Source organism: Mesorhizobium sp. M0518 (genome assembly GCF_040321125.1).
In the GTDB taxonomy this organism is placed as follows: domain Bacteria; phylum Pseudomonadota; class Alphaproteobacteria; order Rhizobiales; family Rhizobiaceae; genus Mesorhizobium.
Map to the genome: position 1 here is coordinate 131,131 of NZ_JAMYQY010000008.1, position 19,516 is coordinate 150,646.

The window sequence follows — 19,516 nt, forward strand, 5'->3', positions numbered from 1 at the left end:
CCAGACTTGGCACGATACTGGCTTCCACGGTGATGCATGTGTCGTTCCGGGAATTGCCGTTCTGGGAACGCCCATGCAGTGCCGAAGCCCAGACGAGAAACCAGCCATGAGTTTCATCATCAAAAGAATGTCACGCCGCGCGCTCGTGCAGGCGTTGATCGCATTGCCTGCCCTGTCTTTGTTCCGCAAGCTGCCTGATGCCGATGCCGCCGATCCAGAGCCCGACCCGAACGAGATCGTCGAGGTCAATGGCTGGATCCTGAAGCGGAGCGACTTGGCATGATCTTTGACAGCTACGAGGCGTATCGCGCCGCGAACTTCACTCCAAAAGTCTGCATCCTCGGCTCCGGCCCGGCCGGTACCACCATTGCCCGCAAGCTGGGCGCCGCCGGCATTCCGGTGGTGGTGATGGAAGCCGGTCCGCGCGAATTCAGCGACGACTCGCAGGATTTCTACCGGGGCAGCACGGTCGGGGATTTCTATTTCGATCTCGACATAACCCGGCTGCGGTTCATGGGGGGCAGTTCCAACCACTGGGCAGGCTGGTGCCGCGTCCTCGACAAGCAGGATTTCGAGCCGAAGGCCTGGGTACCCGACACGGGCTGGCCGATCCGCCGCACCGACATCGAACCCTATCTGCCGGAAGTGCGCGACATTCTCGACCTTCCGGCCCTCCGGCCCGATATGCCGATCTCGGACGACATTCGCTGGGTGCAGCTGATCAAGAGCCCGGCCGTGCGCTTCGCCGAGAAATTCGGCGATGAACTCGACAAGGCCACGAACATCGCGGTGGTGCTCAACACTTGTGCCACCGAACTTGCCGGCGACGGCAGACGCGTGACTGGCGCCAGACTGTGGTCGAACGGGCAGGATGCCGGCTCCTTCAGCGCCGACTATTTCATCGTCTGCACCGGTGGGCTGGAGAATTCGCGGCTGCTTCTGTGGTCCAACCAGCGCTCGAACGGCGGCGTCGTGCCGAATGCGACGGCGCTTGGCCGCTACTGGATGGAGCATCCGACCTTCGAGGGCGGCAATGCCATCCTGACCGACTACAACGCGTTCGAGGTCGATGCCGTCAACGAGGCCTTCTTCTCGCCGACACTTGCCGCCATGGAGCGGCTGCAGATCATGAATTTTGGCATCCGGCTGATCGAGACGCCGTATCCCGGCGTCAAGAGCCTTATCGCCGACCTCGCCTGCACGGCGCCCGACATGGCCGAGTGGATGTCCTCCAAGCTCAGCCAGAGGCTGCGTTGCGCCGCCCAGCTCTACGTCGCCTGGGAACAGGCGCCGCTGGCATCCAACCAGATCGAGTTGTCGAAGACCGATGTCGACCACGCCGGCGTGCCGCGCATCGAGCTACACTGGAAGAAATCGGAAATGGAGCGCCGCACACTGCTCGAAGGGCTCAGATTGTTCGGCAAGACACTGATCGAGAAGAATCTCGGCCGCGTGCGCATTGCCGATTGGATCAGCAACGGCCAGGACTATCCCACCAACGACGAGACGGCGGGCCATCATCACATGGGCGGCACGCGCATGGGCACCGACGTCACCAAAAGTGTTGTCGACGCCAACTGCAAGATGCACGGCATGGACAATCTCTATGTCGGCGGCTCCTCGGTGTTCTGCACGTCAGGTCAATGCAACCCGACGACGACAATCACCGCGCTGGCCTGCCGGCTGGGCGATCATCTGAGCAAGGTGGTCACCGCCTGACGTCTGCGGCAACGTGCTCGCTATAACGTCGCCGGGTCGAGCGCCGGCTGGTCCTTACGCCGGGCGACGATCGCCGCGAAATCGGCGGTCTGGAAGGCATCGCGCAAGGCGTCGAAGGACGGCAGCACGAAATAGGCGCGCTGGAACTTGTCGATCTCGTAGCCGGTGCGCATCACCGTTTCCAGGTCGAAGGGCACGTGGTGGGCGTCCTTGCCTTCGACCGCGAACTGCAGCTCGGTAAACGACGACATCAGGCCGGCGCCAAAGGCCTTTAGCGGCTGGCCGGCCTCCTGCATCAGGCCATATTCGGCCGTGTACCAGTAGAGCCGGGAAATCATCTCGTCGCCACCCAGCGCGATGATGTCGCCGGCCTTCTCGCCATACATCTGCATGAAATCGGCGAACACCGGTTGCGACAGCGCCGGCACGTGGCCGAAGAAATCATGGAACATGTCGGGCTCGACAATGTAGTCGAGCTCCTGCCTGGTCCGCAGCCAGTTGGTGACCGGGAAGCGGCGATCGGCGAGATGATCGAAAAACGGGGCCGCGGGAATGAGCCCCGGCACCGCGACGATCTGCCAACCGGTCAGTTTGCGCAGCTTGGCGCTGACCTCGTCGAAATCGGGAATACGGTCGAGCAGGCCGAGTTTTTCGACGCCGTCGAGATAGGAATGGTGGGCGAGCTTGCGCGTCAACTTGGTCTGGCGGTCGCACAGCGTGCGCCAGACCGCCTGCTCTTCTTCGCTGTAATCGTAACCCTGCGACACGGTGAAATCGGCACGGCAGACCGAATAGTCACCGCGCAATCCTTGCGCCGCGCAGTCGCGGGCGTATTCGGCAACGCTCATCGTCGTCATGGTTTTCTCCTCGCAAATCATGAATGGCAGACGTGCCGAAAGGCTACCCGGATTTGCCGAGGGAAATCGGTTTTGATGATGGCTCGAACGGAATATTCGAGATAATATCCACTCACAAAACCCTCTCTCGGAGTGAAAATGCCTCAGTTCGACGATTTCGAGATCAAGATGCTCGATGTCCTGCAGCGCGACGGGCGCAAGCCGGTTTCCGAACTGGCGCAAGAGATCGGCCTGTCGACGACGCCGTGCGCGCGGCGTTTCGAGGCGCTGCAGGATGCCGGCATCATCAAGGGTTTTGCCGCGGTGATCAGCCGCCGCGCGGTCGGCCTGATGGTCGAGGTGTTCATCCAGGTGCGCCTGGTGAGCCACAGCGACGGCTCTCCCGAAAGCTTCATCGCCGCCGTGCAGCGCATGGACGAGGTGTCGTCGTGCTGGACGATGACCGGCGACCATGATTTCCTGCTGCATGTCATGGTGCCGTCGGTCGACGAGCTCAACGCCTTCGTCATGCATCGGCTGATGCGGCTCGACGGCGTGCGCGACGTCCACACCCAGCTCGTGCTGCAGAACATCAAGGGACCCGGCCACGTGCCGCTCGCCCACCTCCGGCGGTGACAATGCCTGCCTTCGCACTCCTTGGGGAAAAACTGCACGCAAACTGCTGAAACGGGCCAAGCGCGTGTCCACATCGCCGGCCAGCTTGCGCGGACCAAATGCCCAAGAGGTCCGCCATGAAAATCGTCCTGATCAATCCGCCGCACACCGCCATCGGCAGCCGCGTGCCCGACGATCATTTGCCGCCGCTCGGCCTGCTGGCGATCGGCGGGCCGCTGATCGATGCCGGGCACGAAGTACGGCTCGTCGACGCCGAGTTCGGGCCGATGCCGCTCGATGACGTCGTGCGCAACGCACTGGAGGACCACCCCGACTTCGTCCTGATCGGCCATTCCGGCTCGACCTCGGCGCATCCGACCGCCTTGCTGATCGCTGAGCAGATCAAGCAGCGGGAGCCGGCGACCATCATCATCTATGGCGGCGTTTTCCCCACCTATCATTGGCGCGACATCCTGTCCGCAACGGATACATTCGACTTCATCGTGCGCGGCGAGGGCGAAGCGACCGTCGTGGCGCTGGTCGAGGCGCTGGAAATGCGCCAGCCACCGGCGAGCGTGGCCGGCATCGCCTATCGCGACGATCTCAGCCGTCCCGTCGCCACGCAACCGGCCATGACCATTGCCGACCTCGACGCCTACCGCGTCGGCTGGGAGCTGATTGAGCACTCGCGGTACAGTTACTGGGGCGGCAAGCGGGCCGTGGTCATGCAGTTTTCGCGCGGCTGTCCGCATCTGTGCAACTATTGCGGCCAGCGCGGCTTCTGGACCCGATGGCGGCATCGCGACCCAGTGAAGTTCGCCAGGGAGATCGCCTGGCTGCACCGCGAGCACGGCGTCGAGCTGATCAATCTCGCCGACGAGAATCCGACGGTCTCGAAGAAGGCCTGGCGGGCCTTCCTCGACGCCCTGATCGCCGAGAACGTGCCGGTGCTGATCGTCGGTTCGACCCGCGCCGACGACATCGTGCGCGATGCCGACATCCTGCATCTCTACCGCAAGGCCGGTGTCATCCGCTGGCTGCTCGGCATGGAAAACACCGACGAGCAGACGCTGCAATTGATCCGCAAGGGCGGCAGCATCTCATCCGACCGCGAGGCGATAAGGCTGCTGCGCCTCAACGGCATCCTGTCTATGGCGACCTGGGTGGCCGGCTTCGAGGACGAAGGGTTTCGCGACCTGTGGCGCGGCTTCCGGCAGCTCATCGCCTACGACCCGGACCAGATCCAGGCACTGTATGTGACGCCGCATCGCTGGACGCCGTTCTTCCGCATCGCGCGGGATCGCAAGGTGATCCAGCAGGACGCGCGCCTGTGGGACTACAAGCACCAGGTGCTGCAGATGACGCGGCTGAAACCGTGGATGCTGTTCTTCAGCGTCAAGCTGATCGAGCTGGCTGTGCAGTCGCGGCCGAAGGCGCTGGCGCGCATCCTGTTCCACAAGGATCCCGAGCAGCGCCATTCGATGCGCTGGTACACGCAAATGGGCCGCCGCGTCTGGTTCCGCGAGGTCTGGGGCTTTCTGGTCCGCGACATCAGGGTGAAAGACGGCCCGACGCTGGCCGAATTCTGGGGCGCGCCGCAGGACGCCGAAGAGGAATCGATGTCCGTTCGACGCCCGGCCAGAAAGCCTGCCATTCCCATCATCGGCAATATTGAAGATTCCGAGGCGAAAAAGTTAGCCGGCTGAAGAGCCCCTCAGGGCACGATCAGCGTGCCGGCACCATGCTCGGTGAACAGTTCCAGCAGCACCGCATGCGGCGTCTTGCCGTTGAGGATGACGACGCCTTCGACACCGCGTTCGATCGCTTCGATGCAGGTCTCGACCTTGGGGATCATGCCGCCCGAGACCGTGCCGTCCTTGATCAGCGCCTTGGCCTCGGCCACGGTCAGTTCGTCGATCAGCTTCTTGTTCTTGTCGAGCACACCCGGCACGTCGGTGAGGAACAGCAGGCGCGTCGCCTGGCAGGCGCCGGCAATGGCGCCGGCGAAGGTGTCGGCATTGATGTTGTAGGTGTGGCCGTCGCGTCCTGGCGCCACCGGCGCCAGCACCGGAATCATCTCGGAGCGTGCCAGAAGATCGAGCAAGGTGCGGTCGACCTCGACCGGCTCGCCGACGAAGCCGAGATCGAGCACGCGCTCGATGTTGGAGTCCGGGTCGATCATGGTCTTGCGGGCCTTTTCGGCGAACACCATGTTGCCGTCCTTGCCGCACAGGCCGATCGCCCATTCGCCCTCGGCGTTGATCAGCGCGACGATCTCCTTGTTGATCGAACCGGCCAGCACCATTTCGACGATCTCGACCGTCTTCTGGTCGGTGACGCGCAGGCCGCCCTCGAACTTCGATTCGATGCCCATCTTGGCCAGCATGGCGCCGATCTGCGGGCCGCCGCCGTGGACGACGATCGGGTTGACGCCGGACTGCTTGAGCAGCGCGATGTCGCGCGCGAAGGCCTTGCCAAGCTCGATGTCGCCCATGGCATGGCCGCCATATTTCACCACGACCGTCTTGTGCTCGTAACGCTGCATGTAGGGCAGAGCCCGTGACAACAGGGCTGCCTGCATTTCGGCGGTGGCGGTTATTTCCGTCATCGGCTTGGTTCCCGGCTTTTTATTTTAAGCATGTCGTTGTCCCAAAAACCGCTGGACACTTTTGGGCGACATGCATCAGGTAAGGACGGCGGCGTCTTAGCGGGAATTGGCGCCGCCCGCAAATGGCTTTGCTGTCATATTCGAGCGCTTCACGACCTCGTCATCGTGTCGGCACCAACAGCGGCGCCCTGCGGCCCAGCCAACCCGAGATCTTCTCCATCTGCGCGGCGAGCGACAAAAGCGTCTCCTCGTCGCCCGGACGGCCGGCCGCCTGGACGCCGAGCGGCAGGCCGGCGTCAGTGACATGGACCGGCAGCGCGATCGACGGCTGGCCGCTGACATTCTGGATCGCCGGCCAATGGGTGAACCAGAGGCTCTTGTCCATCAGCTGGCCGAAGAACGGCTTCAGCTTCAGCAAGGGCGTCAGATGAAGCTTGTCGAGCAGGTTCTCGATGAGTTCGTCGGCGCCTTTCGGATCCATGGCGCCGCAGGCGAGCGGCGGGTGGGCAATGACCGGCATCAGCACGGCGTCATACCGCGCAGTCTCCGAAATCAGCCGTCGCGAGGCGGCATGCAGCCGCTGCAGGTCGGCATAGGTCTCGCCCGCCGACACCAGTTCGCCGAAGCGGGCGAGCACGCGCGTCGCCCGCTCGATGTCGCCGGTAACGGAGCGCCCGACACGCAGCGCTTCGGCCCGCATCGTGCCGGCAACGGCGGAGGCAACCGTCCTGCAGAAATCGGCGAAGAAATCGCGGCCGATAAAGGGCAGGTCGATCTCTTCGACCGTGTGGCCGCCCTCGCGGGCAAGCGCCACCGCCTTGTCGAGCGCCTTGAGCGTCTCGTCCGAGATCGGCAGGCCAAGCGGGGATTTGCGGTACACGGCCAGGCTGAGCTTGCCGGGATCGCGCGCGGCGGCAGCCGCGAACGTGCCTTTCGGCGGCGGCGCGGCATAGGGCGACAGAGGATCGGGCCCGTGGATGAGGTCGAGCAGCAGCGCGCAATCGCGCGCCGAACGGGTGAGCGCATGGTCGACGACCATGCCGTACCAGCTTTCGCTCACCAGCGGCGTCAGCGGTGTGCGGCCGCGCGATGTTTTCAAGCCGACAAGCCCGGTGCAGGCGGCAGGCACGCGGATCGAGCCGCCGCCATCGGAGGCATGCGCCACCGGCACGACGCCGGCTGCGACCAAGGCTGCCGAACCGCCCGAAGAGCCGCCGCTGGTATGGCCGGTGTTCCACGGATTGCGGGTGATGCCAAAGGCCCTGGATTCGGTCATCAATCGAAGCCCGTGCTCCGGCGATGCCGAGGTGACGATCGGAATAAGCCCGGCGGCGAGATAGCGGTCGGTCAGCACCGAATTGACATCGGCCAGCCAGGCCGGAATGCGGCTGCCGCCATGCGTCGGCACGCCCTTGATGGCGATGCCGAGATCCTTGATGGCGAAGGGAACACCGGCCAGCGGCAGCGAGCGGTCGATGGTCTTGGCGCGGGCCCGGGCGGCATCGTAGAGCGGTTCGGCCGTGGCATTGATGTCGGGACGGGTGGCCTCGGCGCGGGCAATCGCGGTGTCGGTCAGCTCGACGGCCGAAACGTCGCCCTTGCGGACCAGATTGGCGAGGCCCGTGGCATCTTCTTCCCAAAGGATCCGTTCGACCGACATGCGCGCTCCCCATCACTGAGGGCAAGCTAGCCAGTGGCGATTCCATTGGCAATCGGTGGACGGATCCGGGCTGGCGACACACAAAAGCTTAGGCGTGCACAAGATTATTTCCGCCGTTGCAAATACATCGCAATCGCCTAACTTGCCTGCAATGACGCCGCAGGACATCACCAAGCTGATCGTTCGGACTTCGATGAAGGATCGGGCCGCGTTCGATCTGCTTTACCGGCAGACCAGCGCGAAACTTTTTGGCGTCTGCCTTCGTGTATTGAACGACCGGGGAGATGCGGAAGAAGCGCTACAGGAAGTCTTCGTCAAGATATGGACGAAGGCGGATCGTTTTGCGGTCTCCGATCTAAGCCCGATCTCCTGGCTGGTGGCAATCGCGCGCAACCATGCGATCGATCGCATACGAGCGCGACGCAAGCCCGCCGCCGACATCGATGCCGCGCTCGACGTGGCCGATCCGGCGCCGGGGCCTGAAGCGATGGCGGTGGCGGGCGACGAATCCGAACGTATCCACCATTGTCTCGATGAGTTGGAGAAGGACCGGGCAGCCGCCGTCCGGGGCGCCTATCTCAAGGGCGAGAGCTATGCCGAACTGGCGGAGCGCCATGGCGTGCCGCTGAACACGATGCGGACATGGCTGCGCCGCAGCCTGTTGAAACTCAGAGAATGTCTGGAAAGATGACGCTGGCAGAAGACACAGGACCGGAACGTGGAGGCGACGACCTGCTCGCCGCCGAATACGTTCTCGGCGTGCTCGATGCCGACGAACGCCAGATCGTCTCCCGCCGCATCGATGCGGATACGGTTTTCGCTCGTCTTGTCGAGAGTTGGGAGGTCAGTCTCTCACCGCTTGCCGCCGCCTATCGGGAAGTCGAGCCGTCGGTTTCGGTGAAGACCGCTGTCGACCGCCGCCTGTTCGCCAACGCTGCCGCCGTGACCACGCCCGCCGAATCGCGCGGCGGCCTGTGGTCCAGCCTGGCCTTCTGGCGCGGCCTTGCCGCGGCCGCGGCTGCGGCACTGGCGATTTACATCGCCGTGCCAGTCCTCAACCCCCCGGTCGAGCAGCCGCAGGCGCGCCTCGTCGCTTCGCTGGCCGCCGAAGGCAGCGACGTCAGATATCTCGCCGTCTATGATGCCGCGCATCACGAAATCGGCCTGTCGCATGTCTCCGGTGAGCGTGCTTCCGGCAAGGACTTCGAGCTGTGGATGATCGAGGGCAAGAACCCGCCGGTGTCGATGGGCGTCATTCCGGCCGGTGCTACGGCACATATTGTCGTCTCGCCGGCGGCCCAGCAGAAGCTTGCCCAAGGCGCGGTGCTTGCCGTCAGCCTCGAGCCGTCAGGCGGTTCGCCGACCGGACAGCCGACCGGACCGGTAGTCGCCGCCGGCGACCTGAAGAGCATCTGACCGGCTCCGCGCGCTTGAAAAATCACAAAAGACTATCATAAGTCTATCCCTCACTGAACATGCCCATAGACAGCATGTCGGCCGCGACCGATTGCTTGGGAAATCCGCCGGGCGCGTTAGATAAAATAAAAAATCACGATATTTCTGAAACTCGGGCGATTTTGTCCCGTATCTCCTCGCGTCCCCAAAAATGGGAAGAGAAAAACCCGAGGAGTTCGACATCATGCGTAGATACGTCACCCTTTTGCTCGCCGGTACGATCGCCGTTTCGGCCCTTGCCACCGCCGCCTATGCCGAAAACCCGATGGTTGGCGGCGCCGCGATGTTTGCCGACAAGAACATCGTCGAGAACGCCGTGAACTCGAAGGACCACACCACGCTGGTCGCCGCCGTGAAGGCCGCCGGCCTTGTCGAGACGCTACAGGGCGCCGGTCCGTTCACCGTGTTCGCTCCGACCAACGAGGCCTTCGCAGCCCTTCCGGCCGGGACGGTCGAGACGCTGCTCAAGCCTGAAAACAAGGACAAGCTCACCAAGATCCTGACCTGCCATGTCATCGGTGCCAAGGCGATGGGGGCGGACGTGGCCTCGATGGCCAAGGCTGACGGCGGCACCCACAAGGTCAAGACGGCCGGCGGCTGCGAGCTGTCGCTCAAGGCTGACGGCGGCAAGGTCACCGTCACAGACGAGAACGGCAATGTCGCCAATGTGACGATCGCCGATGTCGAACAGTCCAATGGCGTCATCCACGTCATCGACAAGGTTCTTTTGCCGAAGATGTAACAAGGGGCTTGCTGCCGGCGAACTGGCAGCAAGGGCCCTCCGTCGATTGCACGATCCCGCTCTGTGCTCCGCAATTGACCCGCGCACTCCGCGCCTCCCACATTCGGATGTGGGCGGGCGCGGAGTGTTCGTTCGAGGGGCTTCCGTCACCGGCTTTTGATTTCCGCGCGACGGTATAGTTTGGCAAAAGGACATCAGGAGGAACTGGTCATGAACCGTCGCGACTTTCTTTTGAGCGGTGCCGCCGCCATCGGCGTCGTCGGGATCGCGGCAACGATGCTGCGCATGGGCGATCCGCAGGCAGCACAGGCCGCCGAAAAATTCGAAGTCACCAAGACCGACGCCGAGTGGAAAGCCATCCTGTCGCCTGCCGCCTTCAACGTGCTGCGCAAGGAAGGCACGGAGTATCCCGGCACCAGCCCGCTGCTCAACGAACACCGCAAGGGCATCTTCGCCTGTGCCGGCTGCGACCTGCCGCTCTATTCGTCGGAGACGAAATTCGATTCCGGCACCGGCTGGCCGAGCTTCTGGCAAGAGATCCCCAAGGCTATCGGCACGACCGTGGACCGCTCGCTCGGCATGACGCGCACCGAGGCGCATTGCCGCCGTTGCGGCGGCCATCTCGGCCATGTCTTCGACGACGGTCCGGCGCCGACCGGGCTGCGCCACTGCATCAACGGCGTCGCGCTGACCTTCAAGCCCGCCACAGCCTGACAAATTCCAACTGGATATGAAAAACTCCGGGCTTGCGGGCCCGGAGTTTTTTGCGCGGTCAGAGCTTTTTCAGGCGTGGACTGGAGGAGCTTCCCGAAACAGCTGCCCACGTCAGTGGCCGCCGCCGCCACCTCCGCCCGCCGCGGCCGGCTTGCGGATCAGCATGGTGAACATGCCAAGCGTCGCAAACAGCACCGTCAGCATGAAGAACACATCCATGAAGGACAGCAGCGCCGCCTGCTGCTGGACCATGCCAGACAGCTTGGAGATCGCGGCACTTGTCGCGTCGAGGCCGGGGGTTTGCTCGAAATTGAGCGTCATGTTCTGCAGCTTGGTCTGCGCGGCTTCACTGCCCCATTGCACATGTTCGGAGAGCCTTGCGTAGTGGAAGGCATTGCGGTCGATCAGCACGGTATTGATCAGGGCGAGGCCAACCGCACCGCCAAGGTTGCGGGTGAGGTTGAACAGGCCTGAAGCGTTCTTCAGCCGCTCGGGCGGCAAGGTGCCGAGCGCGATGTTGTTGATCGGCACCATGCACAGCATCATCGAACAGCCGCGCAGGATTTGCGGGATGAGCAGCTCATAGAAATCCCAGTCGGCGGTCAGATGCGTCATCCACCAGGTGCCGGTGGCGAAGCCGAAGAAGCCGATCATCATCATCAGCCGCGGGTCCATCTTGTTCGACAGGATGCCCGAGATCGGCGCGGTGAAGAACATGGCCAGGCCGCTGACGAACAGCGCCTCGCCGATCATCATCGAATCGTAGCCACGGATGCGCCCGAGATACACCGGGTAGAGATAGGTCAGGCCGTAAAGGCCGATGCCTATGACGAAGGAGAACAGCGAGCCGAAGGCGAAGTTGATGTTGGTGAAGGCCTTCAGGTCGACGATCGGCTCCTCGGCGGTGAACGCCCGCCAGAAGAACAGCACCGCGCCGATGGTCATGACAATGGCGCAGATGAAGACGCCCTGATCCTGCATCCAGTCATTGTTGGGACCCTCCTCGAGCACATATTCCATGCAGCCCAGGAGAGCCGCCATGCCGGCGAGGCCCCACCAGTCGAACTTGCTGAACAGCTTGAGGTTGGGTTTGTCGAAGTCGATCAGCGTCCAGGCCGCCGCTGTGACCAGGATGCCGGGCACGACATTGACCAGGAACAGCCAGTGCCAGGACATGGCATGGCTGATGTAGCCGCCGACAGTCGGGCCGATGGTCGGCGCCAACGTCGCCACCAGGCCGATCATCGGCGAGACGAAGGCGCGGCGCGAGGGCGGGAAGATGGTGAAGGCAGCGGCGAAGACGCTCGGGATCATGCCGCCGCCGATGAAGCCCTGGACGGCGCGGTAGACAATCATCTGGTCGATGTTGGTGGCGGTCGCCGCCAGCGCACTGGCCGCGGTGAAGCCCGCCGCCGAGATCGTGAACAGCACGCGCGTCGACAGCATCCGGCTGAGGAAGCCCGACAGCGGGATCATCACCACTTCGGCGATCAGATAGGCGGTCTGCACCCACGGGATTTCGTCGGAGCTGGCGCTCAGGCCGGCCTGGATTTCCGACAGAGAGGCGGAGACAATCTGGATGTCGAGGATGGCCATGAACATGCCGAACACCATCGCCAGGAAGGCGATGACGCGCCGCGTCGAAATGGTGTCAGGCACAGCCGGCCTCGCCGGCGGCGCTCCTGCTGTCAGGGTTGCGGTTGCCATGGCATTGCTCCCCGGCGGCCGCTCAGTTCGACGCTGCCGCTGATGCCGAACCAGATGGGGCGGTACGGCTGTCGACGGCGACGACGACGCTCAGGCCGGCGCGCAGCTTGCCGCTCTTCAGCGCATCGGCGGGCACATCGATGCGGACCGGAACGCGCTGCACGACCTTGGTGAAGTTGCCGGTGGCGTTTTCGGGCGGCAGCAGCGAGAACACGGCACCCGAAGCCGGCGCCAGCGACGAGACGGTTCCCTCGAAGTCCTGGCCGTCGGTCGCATCGACCGAGATCTTGACCTTCTCGCCGGGCACCAGCCGGGCAAGCTGCGTCTCCTTGAAGTTGGCGACGATGTAGAGCTTGTCCATCGGCACGATGACGGCGAGCTTCTGGCCGGGGCTGACAAGGTCGCCCTGTTCGACCGAGCGGTTGCCGACGATGCCGTCATAAGGCGCCTTGAGCACGGTGAAGGAAAGATCGCGCAGCGCCTTGTCATGGCTGAGCTGCAGGGACGCCAGCGTGCTCGCCGATTCCGCGCGTTGCGCCTGCAGCACGCCGATATTGGCCTGCGCGGCGGCGATCTGTGCGTCGGCGCCGACAAGGGCGGCATCGGCCTGCTGGACCGCCGTTTGGGCGTCGTCCAGCTGCGCCTGCGTGCCGACATGCGTCTTGAGCAGCTGCAAGGCGCGCGCCGCGACCTTGGCTGCATTGTCGGCCGCGGCCTGGTCGGCGACCTTCTGCGCCTGCGCCTGCTGCAGCGAGGCGCGGGCCGCGTCGGTCTGGGCGTCGATACGGTCGAGCGTCTTGCTCAAGGTGGCGATCTGCGCCTCGGCCTGGGCGACGGCAATCTTGTAATCGCCGTCATCGACGACCAGCAGCGGATCGCCGGCCTTGACCGACTGGTTCTCGCTGACCTTGACCTGATCGACATAGCCGGAAATCTTGGGCGAGATGAACGCCATGTCCGCCTGGACATAGGCGTCGTCCGTCGAGATCATGAAGCGGCCCGTTGTCCAGTAATCGTAACCGTACCAGGCGCCGGCGCCGAGCAAGGCAACGCCGATGATCGGCAGCAGAAAGGAACGCACCGAGCGCTTCTTCTTGGCCGGGGCCTCTGCCGGCGGCGACGAGACGGGCTGGACAGGCATATCCGGTGCTTCCGTCGCCGGCGCAACCTTGGCGTTGGGGAAGGGACGGACTTCGGCTGTGGTCGGCGCGTTCGAGGACATGACATCTCTCTAAAGTTATAATATGATACTGAACCGTTCGGTTCGATCCGGCCGTTGACATAGCGCGTAAAGAGGACCATATCAAGGGCAATCGAACCGCTTGGTTCGAATTATTTTCGAGGTGTGACTTTCATGGCCGAGACCCCGCCCAATGTCGAAAACGAGTCGTGCGACGACCTGTTGGAAAGCTTGCGCCGTGGCCGCCCGGCCGCGGGGCAGGATCCGGTCAAGCGCAGCCAGATCATCGATGGCGCCCGTCGTGTCTTCATCGACAAGGGCTTCGAAGCCGCCTCGATGAACGACATCACCCGCGAGGCCGGTGTCTCCAAGGGTACGATCTACGTTTACTTCGCCAACAAGGAGGAGCTGTTCGAGGCGCTGATCGAGGAAGAGCGCGGCACCATCTTCAAGAACATGTATGACGTGCTGGACAACGCCGACAACCTGCGCGAGACGCTGGTGAAGTTCGGCAAGGTGCTGGCCCTCAAGATCACGTCGGCCAAGGTCATCCAGGCGCAGCGCACGGTGATCGGGGCATCCGACCGGATACCCGACATGGGCGCGCGTTTTTACGAGCGCGGTCCCAAGCGTGGCCACGACAAGGTCGCGGCCTTTCTCAATGCCGCCATCGAGCGCGACCTGCTGCGCATCGACGATGTCGATCTTGCCGCCTATCAGTTCACCGAACTGTGCCTTGCCGGTCTGTTCCGCCAGTGCATCTTCGCCTACCGCACGAAAGCCCCGACCCCGGACGAGATCGATCACATCGTCAGGTCAGGCGTCAGCATGTTCCTCAGGGCATACGGCACCGAAAGGCTTGTGGCGGAAGAAGGCCATCAGACGATTGCTATCGAGGCCAAGCCTTAACCCAGTTCTAAGGTGTGTTGAGATTCAGGTCAGGCCGAGCCGAAAACGGTGGCTTTCGAGAACCGGAGCGGAGCGGACATTCGGGTCCGTGAGCACCGGAAGCGCAGAAAGCCGTCGTTTGCAGGCCGGCATCACCTGAATATCGACATAGCTTAGCCGCCATTGGCGGCAAGCACGATGGCCGCCTGCAATTCCTGAAGGCCCTCGCCTTTTTCCGAAGACGTCGCCAGCACGAACGGGAACGCCGCCGGCCGCTTCTTGATCTTTGCCAGCGTCTCCTCGATCAGCCTCGGCACGCCGGCAGTCTTGATCTTGTCGGTCTTGGTCAGGACGATCTGGTAGGACACCGCCGCCTTGTCGAGCAGCGACAGCACTTCATCGTCCTTGGCCTTGATGCCATGACGGGCGTCGATCAGCACATAGACGCGCTTCAGCGTGACGCGGCCCTTGAGATAGTCGAAGACCAGCTTGGTCCACTCGTCGACTTTCTCCTTCGGCGCGGTGGCGTAGCCGTAGCCGGGCATGTCGACCAGCGCCAAGGGCGGCAGGTCGGCGCCCTCACCCGAAAATCCATCTGGCACGAAATAGTTGAGCTCCTGGGTGCGCCCCGGCGTGTTGGAAGTGCGCGCCAGCCCCTTCTGGTTGACCAGCGCGTTGATCAGCGACGACTTGCCGACATTCGAGCGGCCGGCAAAGGCGATTTCCGGCGGCCCTTCCGGCGGCAAGAATTTCATGGCCGGCACGCCGCGGATGAAGATCCATCCTCGCGTGAACAGTTCGGTGCCGATTATGCTGCTGTTCAGAGCGTTCAAGCTGCTGCCTCCAGAAGAGAAATATTGGCACCCCGGATAGCATCGAGGTTGCGGCTGACCTTGTCCACCGGCCAGTCCCACCACGCCACCGCCAGCAGCCGCCTGATTGTCCGGTCGTCGAAACGCATCTTTACCACCTTGGCCGCGTTGCCGGCGACGATCGCATAGGGCGGCACGTCGTGCGTCACCACCGATTTCGCGGCAACGATGGCGCCGTGGCCGATTTCCACCCCGGGCAAGATCACCGCTTCCATGCCGATCCAGACGTCGCTGCCGACGATGGTGTCGCCGCGCACTTCCCTGGACCAGGTCGCCGGGTCAAAACCCTTTTCCCAGCCATGGCCGAAAATATTGAACGGATAGGTCGAAAAGCCGGACATAGCGTGGTTGGCGCCGTTCATGATGAAGCGCGCGCCCTCGGCGATGGCGCAGAACCTGCCGATGATCAGCTTGTCGCCAATGAACGGATAATGGTGCAGGACGCATTTTTCGGCGAATTTGTCCGGACCGTCGGGGTCGTCATAATAGGTGAAGTCGCCGACCTCGATGTTCGGCGCGTTCACCAGCCCCTTGAGGAAGCCGACGCGGGTATGCATCGGGATCGGGTGCTTGATGTCTGGGTTGGGTCCGTCCATGTCGAAATCCGTCAGAGAAATGGCCGCCAGGCGCATCCGAAACTCGAATGCGCCCGTTCAAAATAGCGTGATCCGCCCTATAGCACCAATCGGGCGACGAGCGAGCTTTCCTTGACGGTCTTGCTCATTTGCTGCCGCGGCAGATCACGATCGGATCGGACAGCGCGCTGTCGAAACCGCTGCCCTGATAGACGGTGACGTTCGCCGCGCCGGGCGGCAGCATGAAGCTGCCTTCGACGATTTTCTGGTCTCCGGCCGGCATGTGGAGAGCCCAGCTATAGGTGCAAAACTGAGGCGGCGCCTGGGGTTCGACGTGGCTGCAGTTCAATTGCGCGCCACCCAGCATGGCGGCGCCACCGCAGCTGACGGCGTCCTTTGCGAACGCAATGCCCGGCCATCCCGCGATGGCCGATACGGTCAATATCTTCAGCCACTTCATCGTCTCATCCCTGCGCGGCAACAGCCTGCTACCGGAGCCTTTTTGTGGCGTCGCAGCCCATGCGTCATTTTTTCCAGGCGGGCTTAGTCCGTCTTGCGCACCGCGTCCAGCGGGATTATGTGCATGATGATAATAAGCATGCTCACTAAAAGTCGCGCCGAAAAACTCCAGTACCTCCCATGCCATCGTCACCCAACATCAGCTTCGTGCTGCACGATGTCGCGCGCCTGCTTCGAAAGCGGTTCGAGCAGAGGTCGCGGGCATCGAGGCTGACCCGCGCCCAGTGGCAGGTGCTCGCCTATCTCTGCCTGCATGAAGGCATGCACCAGAACAAACTGGCCGATCTTATCGAGATCACGCCGATCACGCTCGCCCGGCTGCTCGACAAGATGGAGGCACGTGGCTTCATCGAGCGCCGGCCCAATCCCGCCGACCGCCTGGCATGGCTGCTTTACCTGAAGCCGCAAGCCCATCCGCTTATCGAAATCATGCGCAGCAATGGGCAGAAGACGCGTGACGAGGCCTTCGTCGGCCTTTCCGCGGATGCGCAACTGCATCTGCTGCAAACCCTATCCCTCATCAAATCCAATCTGCTCGCGGCTTGCGCCCAGCCTGCCGCCGACCGGGAGAAAACACATGGCTGAATCAACCTCACCAAAGAAGCCTGTCGAAGAAGACGGATCCGCCGCCGACCGGGCGCGCGACCAGGTCATCCGACTGGACAGCGAACGCGAGCAAAGGCGAGCCGGCACCGTCATCGACAATGACGAGCTCGAAGCACCGGTCGCCCTGGAGCCGGCGGCGCTCGAGGCTCCGTCCAAGGAGCCACGCCAGGCCGGGGTTGCGGTGGCGCCTCCGGCGCCGGTCAAGCCCAAGCGCGGCCGAGCACGGCCGATCCTGTTTGCCCTGCTTCCGGTCGCGCTGGTCGTCGGCGGCTATTACTACGTCATCGGCGGCCAGGTCATGACGACCGACAATGCCTACATCCAGGCGCAGTCGCTCGGCGTTTCCACCGATGTCTCCGGCACTGTGTCCGAGATCGACGTGCACGAGAACGAGGCGGTGAAGAAGGACCAGGTGCTTTTCCGGCTGCGGCCGGCCTCTTTCGAAACCGCTCTTGCCGCCGCCCAGGCGCAGCTCGGCACGGTGCGCAACCAGGTGCTGACCCTGCAGGCGAGTTACCTGCAGTCGCAGGCGCTGATCGAGCAGGCGCAGGCCGACATCCCCTACTACGAGGCCGCTTTCCAGCGCCAGCAGGATCTGCTCAAGACCTCCACCTCCTCCAAGGCGACCTTCGACAGCGCCCAACACGACCTCGTCGCCGCCCGCCAGAAAGTGTCCGTTGCCCAAGCGCAGGCACAGGCGACGCTTGCCCAGCTTGGCGGCGACGCCAGCCAGCCGGTGGAGAAGAATCCGTTCTACCTTCAGGCGCAATCGGCGGTCGACGACGCCCAGCGCAATCTCGCCGATTCCGTCGTCAAGGCGCCGTTCGACGGCATCGTCACCAATGTCGACGCGCTTCAGGTCGGCAAGTACCTGCCGGCTTCGCAGCCGGCCTTCAGCCTGATTTCGGCGACCGATCTGTGGATCGCGGCGGAGCCGAAGGAAACCGAACTGACCTATGTGCGGCCGGGACAGACGGCGACGATCAGCGTCGACAGCTACCCGGGTGCCGTCTGGCACGGTACGGTCGCCTCGATCAGCCCGGCGTCGTCGTCGAGCTTCTCCTTGCTTCCGGCGCAGAACACCACCGGCAACTGGGTCAAGGTCGTACAACGCATTCCGATGCGCGTGACGTTGGACGATCTCCAGGGCAAGCCGCCGTTGCGTGGCGGGATGAGCGTCGTGGTCGGCATCGATACCGGCCATGCGCGCGGCCTGCCGGACTTCGTGACGGACCTCCTCGGCCGGTTCGGACAAAAGTCATGACCGGCGCGTCCGCGACAGGTGGCGTGGTCGCCAATCGCGGCGCCATCACCGCCTGCGTGATCCTCGCCGTCATCATGCAGGCGCTGGACACGACCATCGCCAATGTGGCGCTGCCCTATATCCAGGGCAGCGTTTCGGCGAGCGCCGACCAGATAAACTGGGTGCTGACGTCCTACATCGTGGCGGCCGCCGTCATGACGCCGCCTTCGGGCTATCTTGCCAATCGTTTCGGCCGCAAGCGCATCCTTTTGATATCCATCACCGGCTTCGTCGTCGCATCGGTGCTGTGCGGGTTCGCGCAGTCGCTGCCCCAGATCGTCGGCTTCCGCCTGCTGCAAGGCCTGTTCGGCGCGGCCCTGGTGCCGCTGGCGCAGAGCATCCTGCTCGACATCTACAGCGTCGAGGAGCGCGGCTCGGCGATGGCGCTGTTCGGCGTTTCGGTGATGGTCGGGCCGGTGCTCGGACCGGTCATCGGCGGCTGGCTGACCGAGAATGTCAGCTGGCGCTGGGTGTTCTACATCAACGTCCCGATCGGCGCGCTGGCTTTCGCCGGCGTGTCGATGTTCGTCCAGGAAACCAAGACGGACCTCAAGGCGAGGCTGGACTGGCTGGGCTTCGGCATGCTCAGCGTCACCATCGCATCGCTGCAGATGTTCCTCGATCGCGGCGAGCAGCTCAACTGGTTCTCGTCGTCCGAAATCATCGTCGAGGCACTGATCTGCGCGTCGGCCTTCTACATCTTCCTCGTCCACACCTTCACCGCGAAAAACACCTTCGTGAACCCCCGGCTGTTCCTCGACAGGAATTTCGCCGTCGGCATGGTCTTCATCTTCATCATCGGCATTACCTATCTGGCCTCGCTGGCCCTGATGACGCCCTATCTGCAGACGCTGATGGGCTATCCGGTGGTGACGGCCGGCATCGTCATGGGGCCGCGCGGGCTTGGGACCATGGCTTGCATGTTCCTGGTCGGCAGGCTGATCGGCAAGGTGGACACGCGCTGGCTGCTGCTGACCGGCCTGCTGGTCACCGCCTGGGCGATGTACGACATGACCGGCTGGACGCCTGATGTTTCGCAGTGGACGATCATCAGCACCGGCTTCATCCAGGGAGCTGGGCTCGGCTTCCTGTTCGTGCCGCTGACCACCATCACCTTCGCCACACTGGCGCCGGAGCGGCGCGCGGAAGGCACAGGTCTTTACAATCTGTCGCGCAACATCGGCTCCAGCGTCGGCATCTCGGTGGTCACCGCGCTGTTGACGCAGAACGTGCAGATCAACCACGCCAACATCGCCACCTATGTGACGCCCTACAACCAGGCGTTCGGCAATCCGGCGATCTTCCAGGCGATGAACCCTTACAGCGCCGCCGGCCGTGCCGCGCTCGACGGCGTGGTGACGCTGCAGGCGACCATCATCAGCTACATGAACGACTTCAAGCTGATGATGATCCTGTCGCTTGCCGCCATTCCGCTGGTTCTGTTGCTGCGCAAGCCGGCGACTCCGGCCAAGATCGACCACAGCGCCGTGATGGAGTGATGACGGTCGAGGCTCATC

At 63.4% G+C, this 19,516-nt stretch carries 20 protein-coding genes; 12 read left to right on the top strand and 8 right to left on the bottom strand.

Annotated elements, in window-relative coordinates; translation table 11 throughout:
• Positions 1-106 precede the first annotated feature (106 nt).
• Complete coding sequence (locus NKI66_RS13915; RefSeq protein WP_023810772.1) at positions 107-283, top strand: hypothetical protein; 177 nt, start codon at positions 107-109, stop codon at positions 281-283.
• Positions 280-1,719, top strand: coding sequence for a GMC oxidoreductase (locus NKI66_RS13920; RefSeq protein WP_023810773.1), 1,440 nt, complete (start codon positions 280-282; stop codon positions 1,717-1,719). Before NKI66_RS13915 ends, NKI66_RS13920 begins: the two co-directional genes overlap by 4 nt.
• Before the next feature lie 20 nt (positions 1,720-1,739).
• On the opposite strand, the gene phhA is transcribed toward NKI66_RS13920, so the two are convergent.
• Positions 1,740-2,576 (bottom strand): phenylalanine 4-monooxygenase, encoded by an 837-nt coding sequence (phhA, locus tag NKI66_RS13925; RefSeq protein ID WP_031213067.1) that lies wholly within the window; start codon positions 2,574-2,576, stop codon positions 1,740-1,742.
• A 138-nt stretch (positions 2,577-2,714) separates the two neighbouring features.
• Here phhA and NKI66_RS13930 point away from each other — a divergent pair, with 138 nt between their 5' ends.
• Together NKI66_RS13930 and bchE are read left to right on the top strand one after the other, a co-directional pair.
• The gene (locus tag NKI66_RS13930) at positions 2,715-3,191 is read left to right on the top strand and encodes an Lrp/AsnC family transcriptional regulator (protein WP_023810775.1); all 477 of its coding nucleotides are present in this window, start codon (positions 2,715-2,717) and stop codon (positions 3,189-3,191) included.
• A 116-nt stretch (positions 3,192-3,307) separates the two neighbouring features.
• Positions 3,308-4,876, top strand: coding sequence for a magnesium-protoporphyrin IX monomethyl ester anaerobic oxidative cyclase (gene bchE / locus NKI66_RS13935; protein WP_352751942.1), 1,569 nt, complete (start codon positions 3,308-3,310; stop codon positions 4,874-4,876).
• Positions 4,877-4,884: 8 nt separating this feature from the next.
• Here the strand turns inward: bchE and argB are convergent, their stop codons facing one another.
• Both argB and NKI66_RS13945 read right to left on the bottom strand, forming a co-directional pair.
• On the bottom strand, positions 4,885-5,778 hold the full coding sequence (gene argB / locus NKI66_RS13940; protein WP_013528489.1) for an acetylglutamate kinase: 894 nt from the start codon (positions 5,776-5,778) through the stop codon (positions 4,885-4,887).
• 160 nt (positions 5,779-5,938) lie between these two features.
• Entirely contained in the window at positions 5,939-7,438 is a 1,500-nt protein-coding gene (locus tag NKI66_RS13945) for an amidase (protein ID WP_352751944.1), read from the bottom strand.
• A gap of 151 nt (positions 7,439-7,589) precedes the next feature.
• On the opposite strand from NKI66_RS13945, the gene NKI66_RS13950 reads away from it, so the two are divergent.
• The 4 genes from NKI66_RS13950 to msrB all read left to right on the top strand — a co-directional run bounded on the left by NKI66_RS13950 (position 7,590) and on the right by msrB (position 10,349).
• Positions 7,590-8,129 (top strand): sigma-70 family RNA polymerase sigma factor, encoded by a 540-nt coding sequence (locus NKI66_RS13950; protein ID WP_013528490.1) that lies wholly within the window; start codon positions 7,590-7,592, stop codon positions 8,127-8,129.
• On the top strand, positions 8,126-8,854 hold the full coding sequence (locus tag NKI66_RS13955; RefSeq protein WP_023810778.1) for an anti-sigma factor: 729 nt from the start codon (positions 8,126-8,128) through the stop codon (positions 8,852-8,854). Before NKI66_RS13950 ends, NKI66_RS13955 begins: the two co-directional genes overlap by 4 nt.
• A gap of 223 nt (positions 8,855-9,077) precedes the next feature.
• Entirely contained in the window at positions 9,078-9,635 is a 558-nt protein-coding gene (locus tag NKI66_RS13960; protein WP_352440603.1) for a fasciclin domain-containing protein, read from the top strand.
• 210 nt (positions 9,636-9,845) lie between these two features.
• Positions 9,846-10,349, top strand: a complete 504-nt coding sequence (msrB, locus tag NKI66_RS13965; RefSeq protein ID WP_352553164.1) for a peptide-methionine (R)-S-oxide reductase MsrB — start codon at positions 9,846-9,848, stop codon at positions 10,347-10,349.
• Positions 10,350-10,460: 111 nt separating this feature from the next.
• Here msrB and NKI66_RS13970 read toward each other — a convergent pair whose 3' ends face one another.
• Together NKI66_RS13970 and NKI66_RS13975 are read right to left on the bottom strand one after the other, a co-directional pair.
• The gene (locus NKI66_RS13970; RefSeq protein WP_023810781.1) at positions 10,461-12,056 is read right to left on the bottom strand and encodes a DHA2 family efflux MFS transporter permease subunit; all 1,596 of its coding nucleotides are present in this window, start codon (positions 12,054-12,056) and stop codon (positions 10,461-10,463) included.
• A 22-nt stretch (positions 12,057-12,078) separates the two neighbouring features.
• Positions 12,079-13,278 (bottom strand): HlyD family secretion protein, encoded by a 1,200-nt coding sequence (locus tag NKI66_RS13975; protein WP_352553168.1) that lies wholly within the window; start codon positions 13,276-13,278, stop codon positions 12,079-12,081.
• A gap of 132 nt (positions 13,279-13,410) precedes the next feature.
• On the opposite strand from NKI66_RS13975, the gene NKI66_RS13980 reads away from it, so the two are divergent.
• Positions 13,411-14,145: a TetR/AcrR family transcriptional regulator gene (locus NKI66_RS13980; RefSeq protein ID WP_352553170.1), complete on the top strand. Its 735-nt coding sequence runs from the start codon at positions 13,411-13,413 to the stop codon at positions 14,143-14,145.
• 152 nt (positions 14,146-14,297) lie between these two features.
• Here NKI66_RS13980 and yihA read toward each other — a convergent pair whose 3' ends face one another.
• The 3 genes from yihA to NKI66_RS13995 all read right to left on the bottom strand — a co-directional run bounded on the left by yihA (position 14,298) and on the right by NKI66_RS13995 (position 16,031).
• A complete protein-coding gene (gene yihA / locus NKI66_RS13985; protein ID WP_128304175.1) occupies positions 14,298-14,957 on the bottom strand; it encodes a ribosome biogenesis GTP-binding protein YihA/YsxC in 660 nt (219 codons plus the stop codon).
• Complete coding sequence (locus NKI66_RS13990; protein ID WP_023810785.1) at positions 14,954-15,592, bottom strand: CatB-related O-acetyltransferase; 639 nt, start codon at positions 15,590-15,592, stop codon at positions 14,954-14,956. Before NKI66_RS13990 ends, yihA begins: the two co-directional genes overlap by 4 nt.
• A 124-nt stretch (positions 15,593-15,716) precedes the next feature.
• Positions 15,717-16,031 (bottom strand): hypothetical protein, encoded by a 315-nt coding sequence (locus NKI66_RS13995; RefSeq protein WP_352751947.1) that lies wholly within the window; start codon positions 16,029-16,031, stop codon positions 15,717-15,719.
• Positions 16,032-16,210: 179 nt separating this feature from the next.
• Here NKI66_RS13995 and NKI66_RS14000 point away from each other — a divergent pair, with 179 nt between their 5' ends.
• The 3 genes from NKI66_RS14000 to NKI66_RS14010 are packed head-to-tail and all read left to right on the top strand — an operon-like array spanning position 16,211 to position 19,498.
• Positions 16,211-16,675 (top strand): MarR family winged helix-turn-helix transcriptional regulator, encoded by a 465-nt coding sequence (locus NKI66_RS14000; protein WP_352751949.1) that lies wholly within the window; start codon positions 16,211-16,213, stop codon positions 16,673-16,675.
• Positions 16,668-17,960, top strand: a complete 1,293-nt coding sequence (locus NKI66_RS14005; RefSeq protein WP_352751951.1) for an HlyD family secretion protein — start codon at positions 16,668-16,670, stop codon at positions 17,958-17,960. Before NKI66_RS14000 ends, NKI66_RS14005 begins: the two co-directional genes overlap by 8 nt.
• Entirely contained in the window at positions 17,957-19,498 is a 1,542-nt protein-coding gene (locus tag NKI66_RS14010; protein ID WP_352751953.1) for a DHA2 family efflux MFS transporter permease subunit, read from the top strand. The genes NKI66_RS14005 and NKI66_RS14010 overlap by 4 nt, the downstream gene beginning before the upstream one ends.
• The last annotated feature ends 18 nt before the right edge of the window (positions 19,499-19,516 follow it).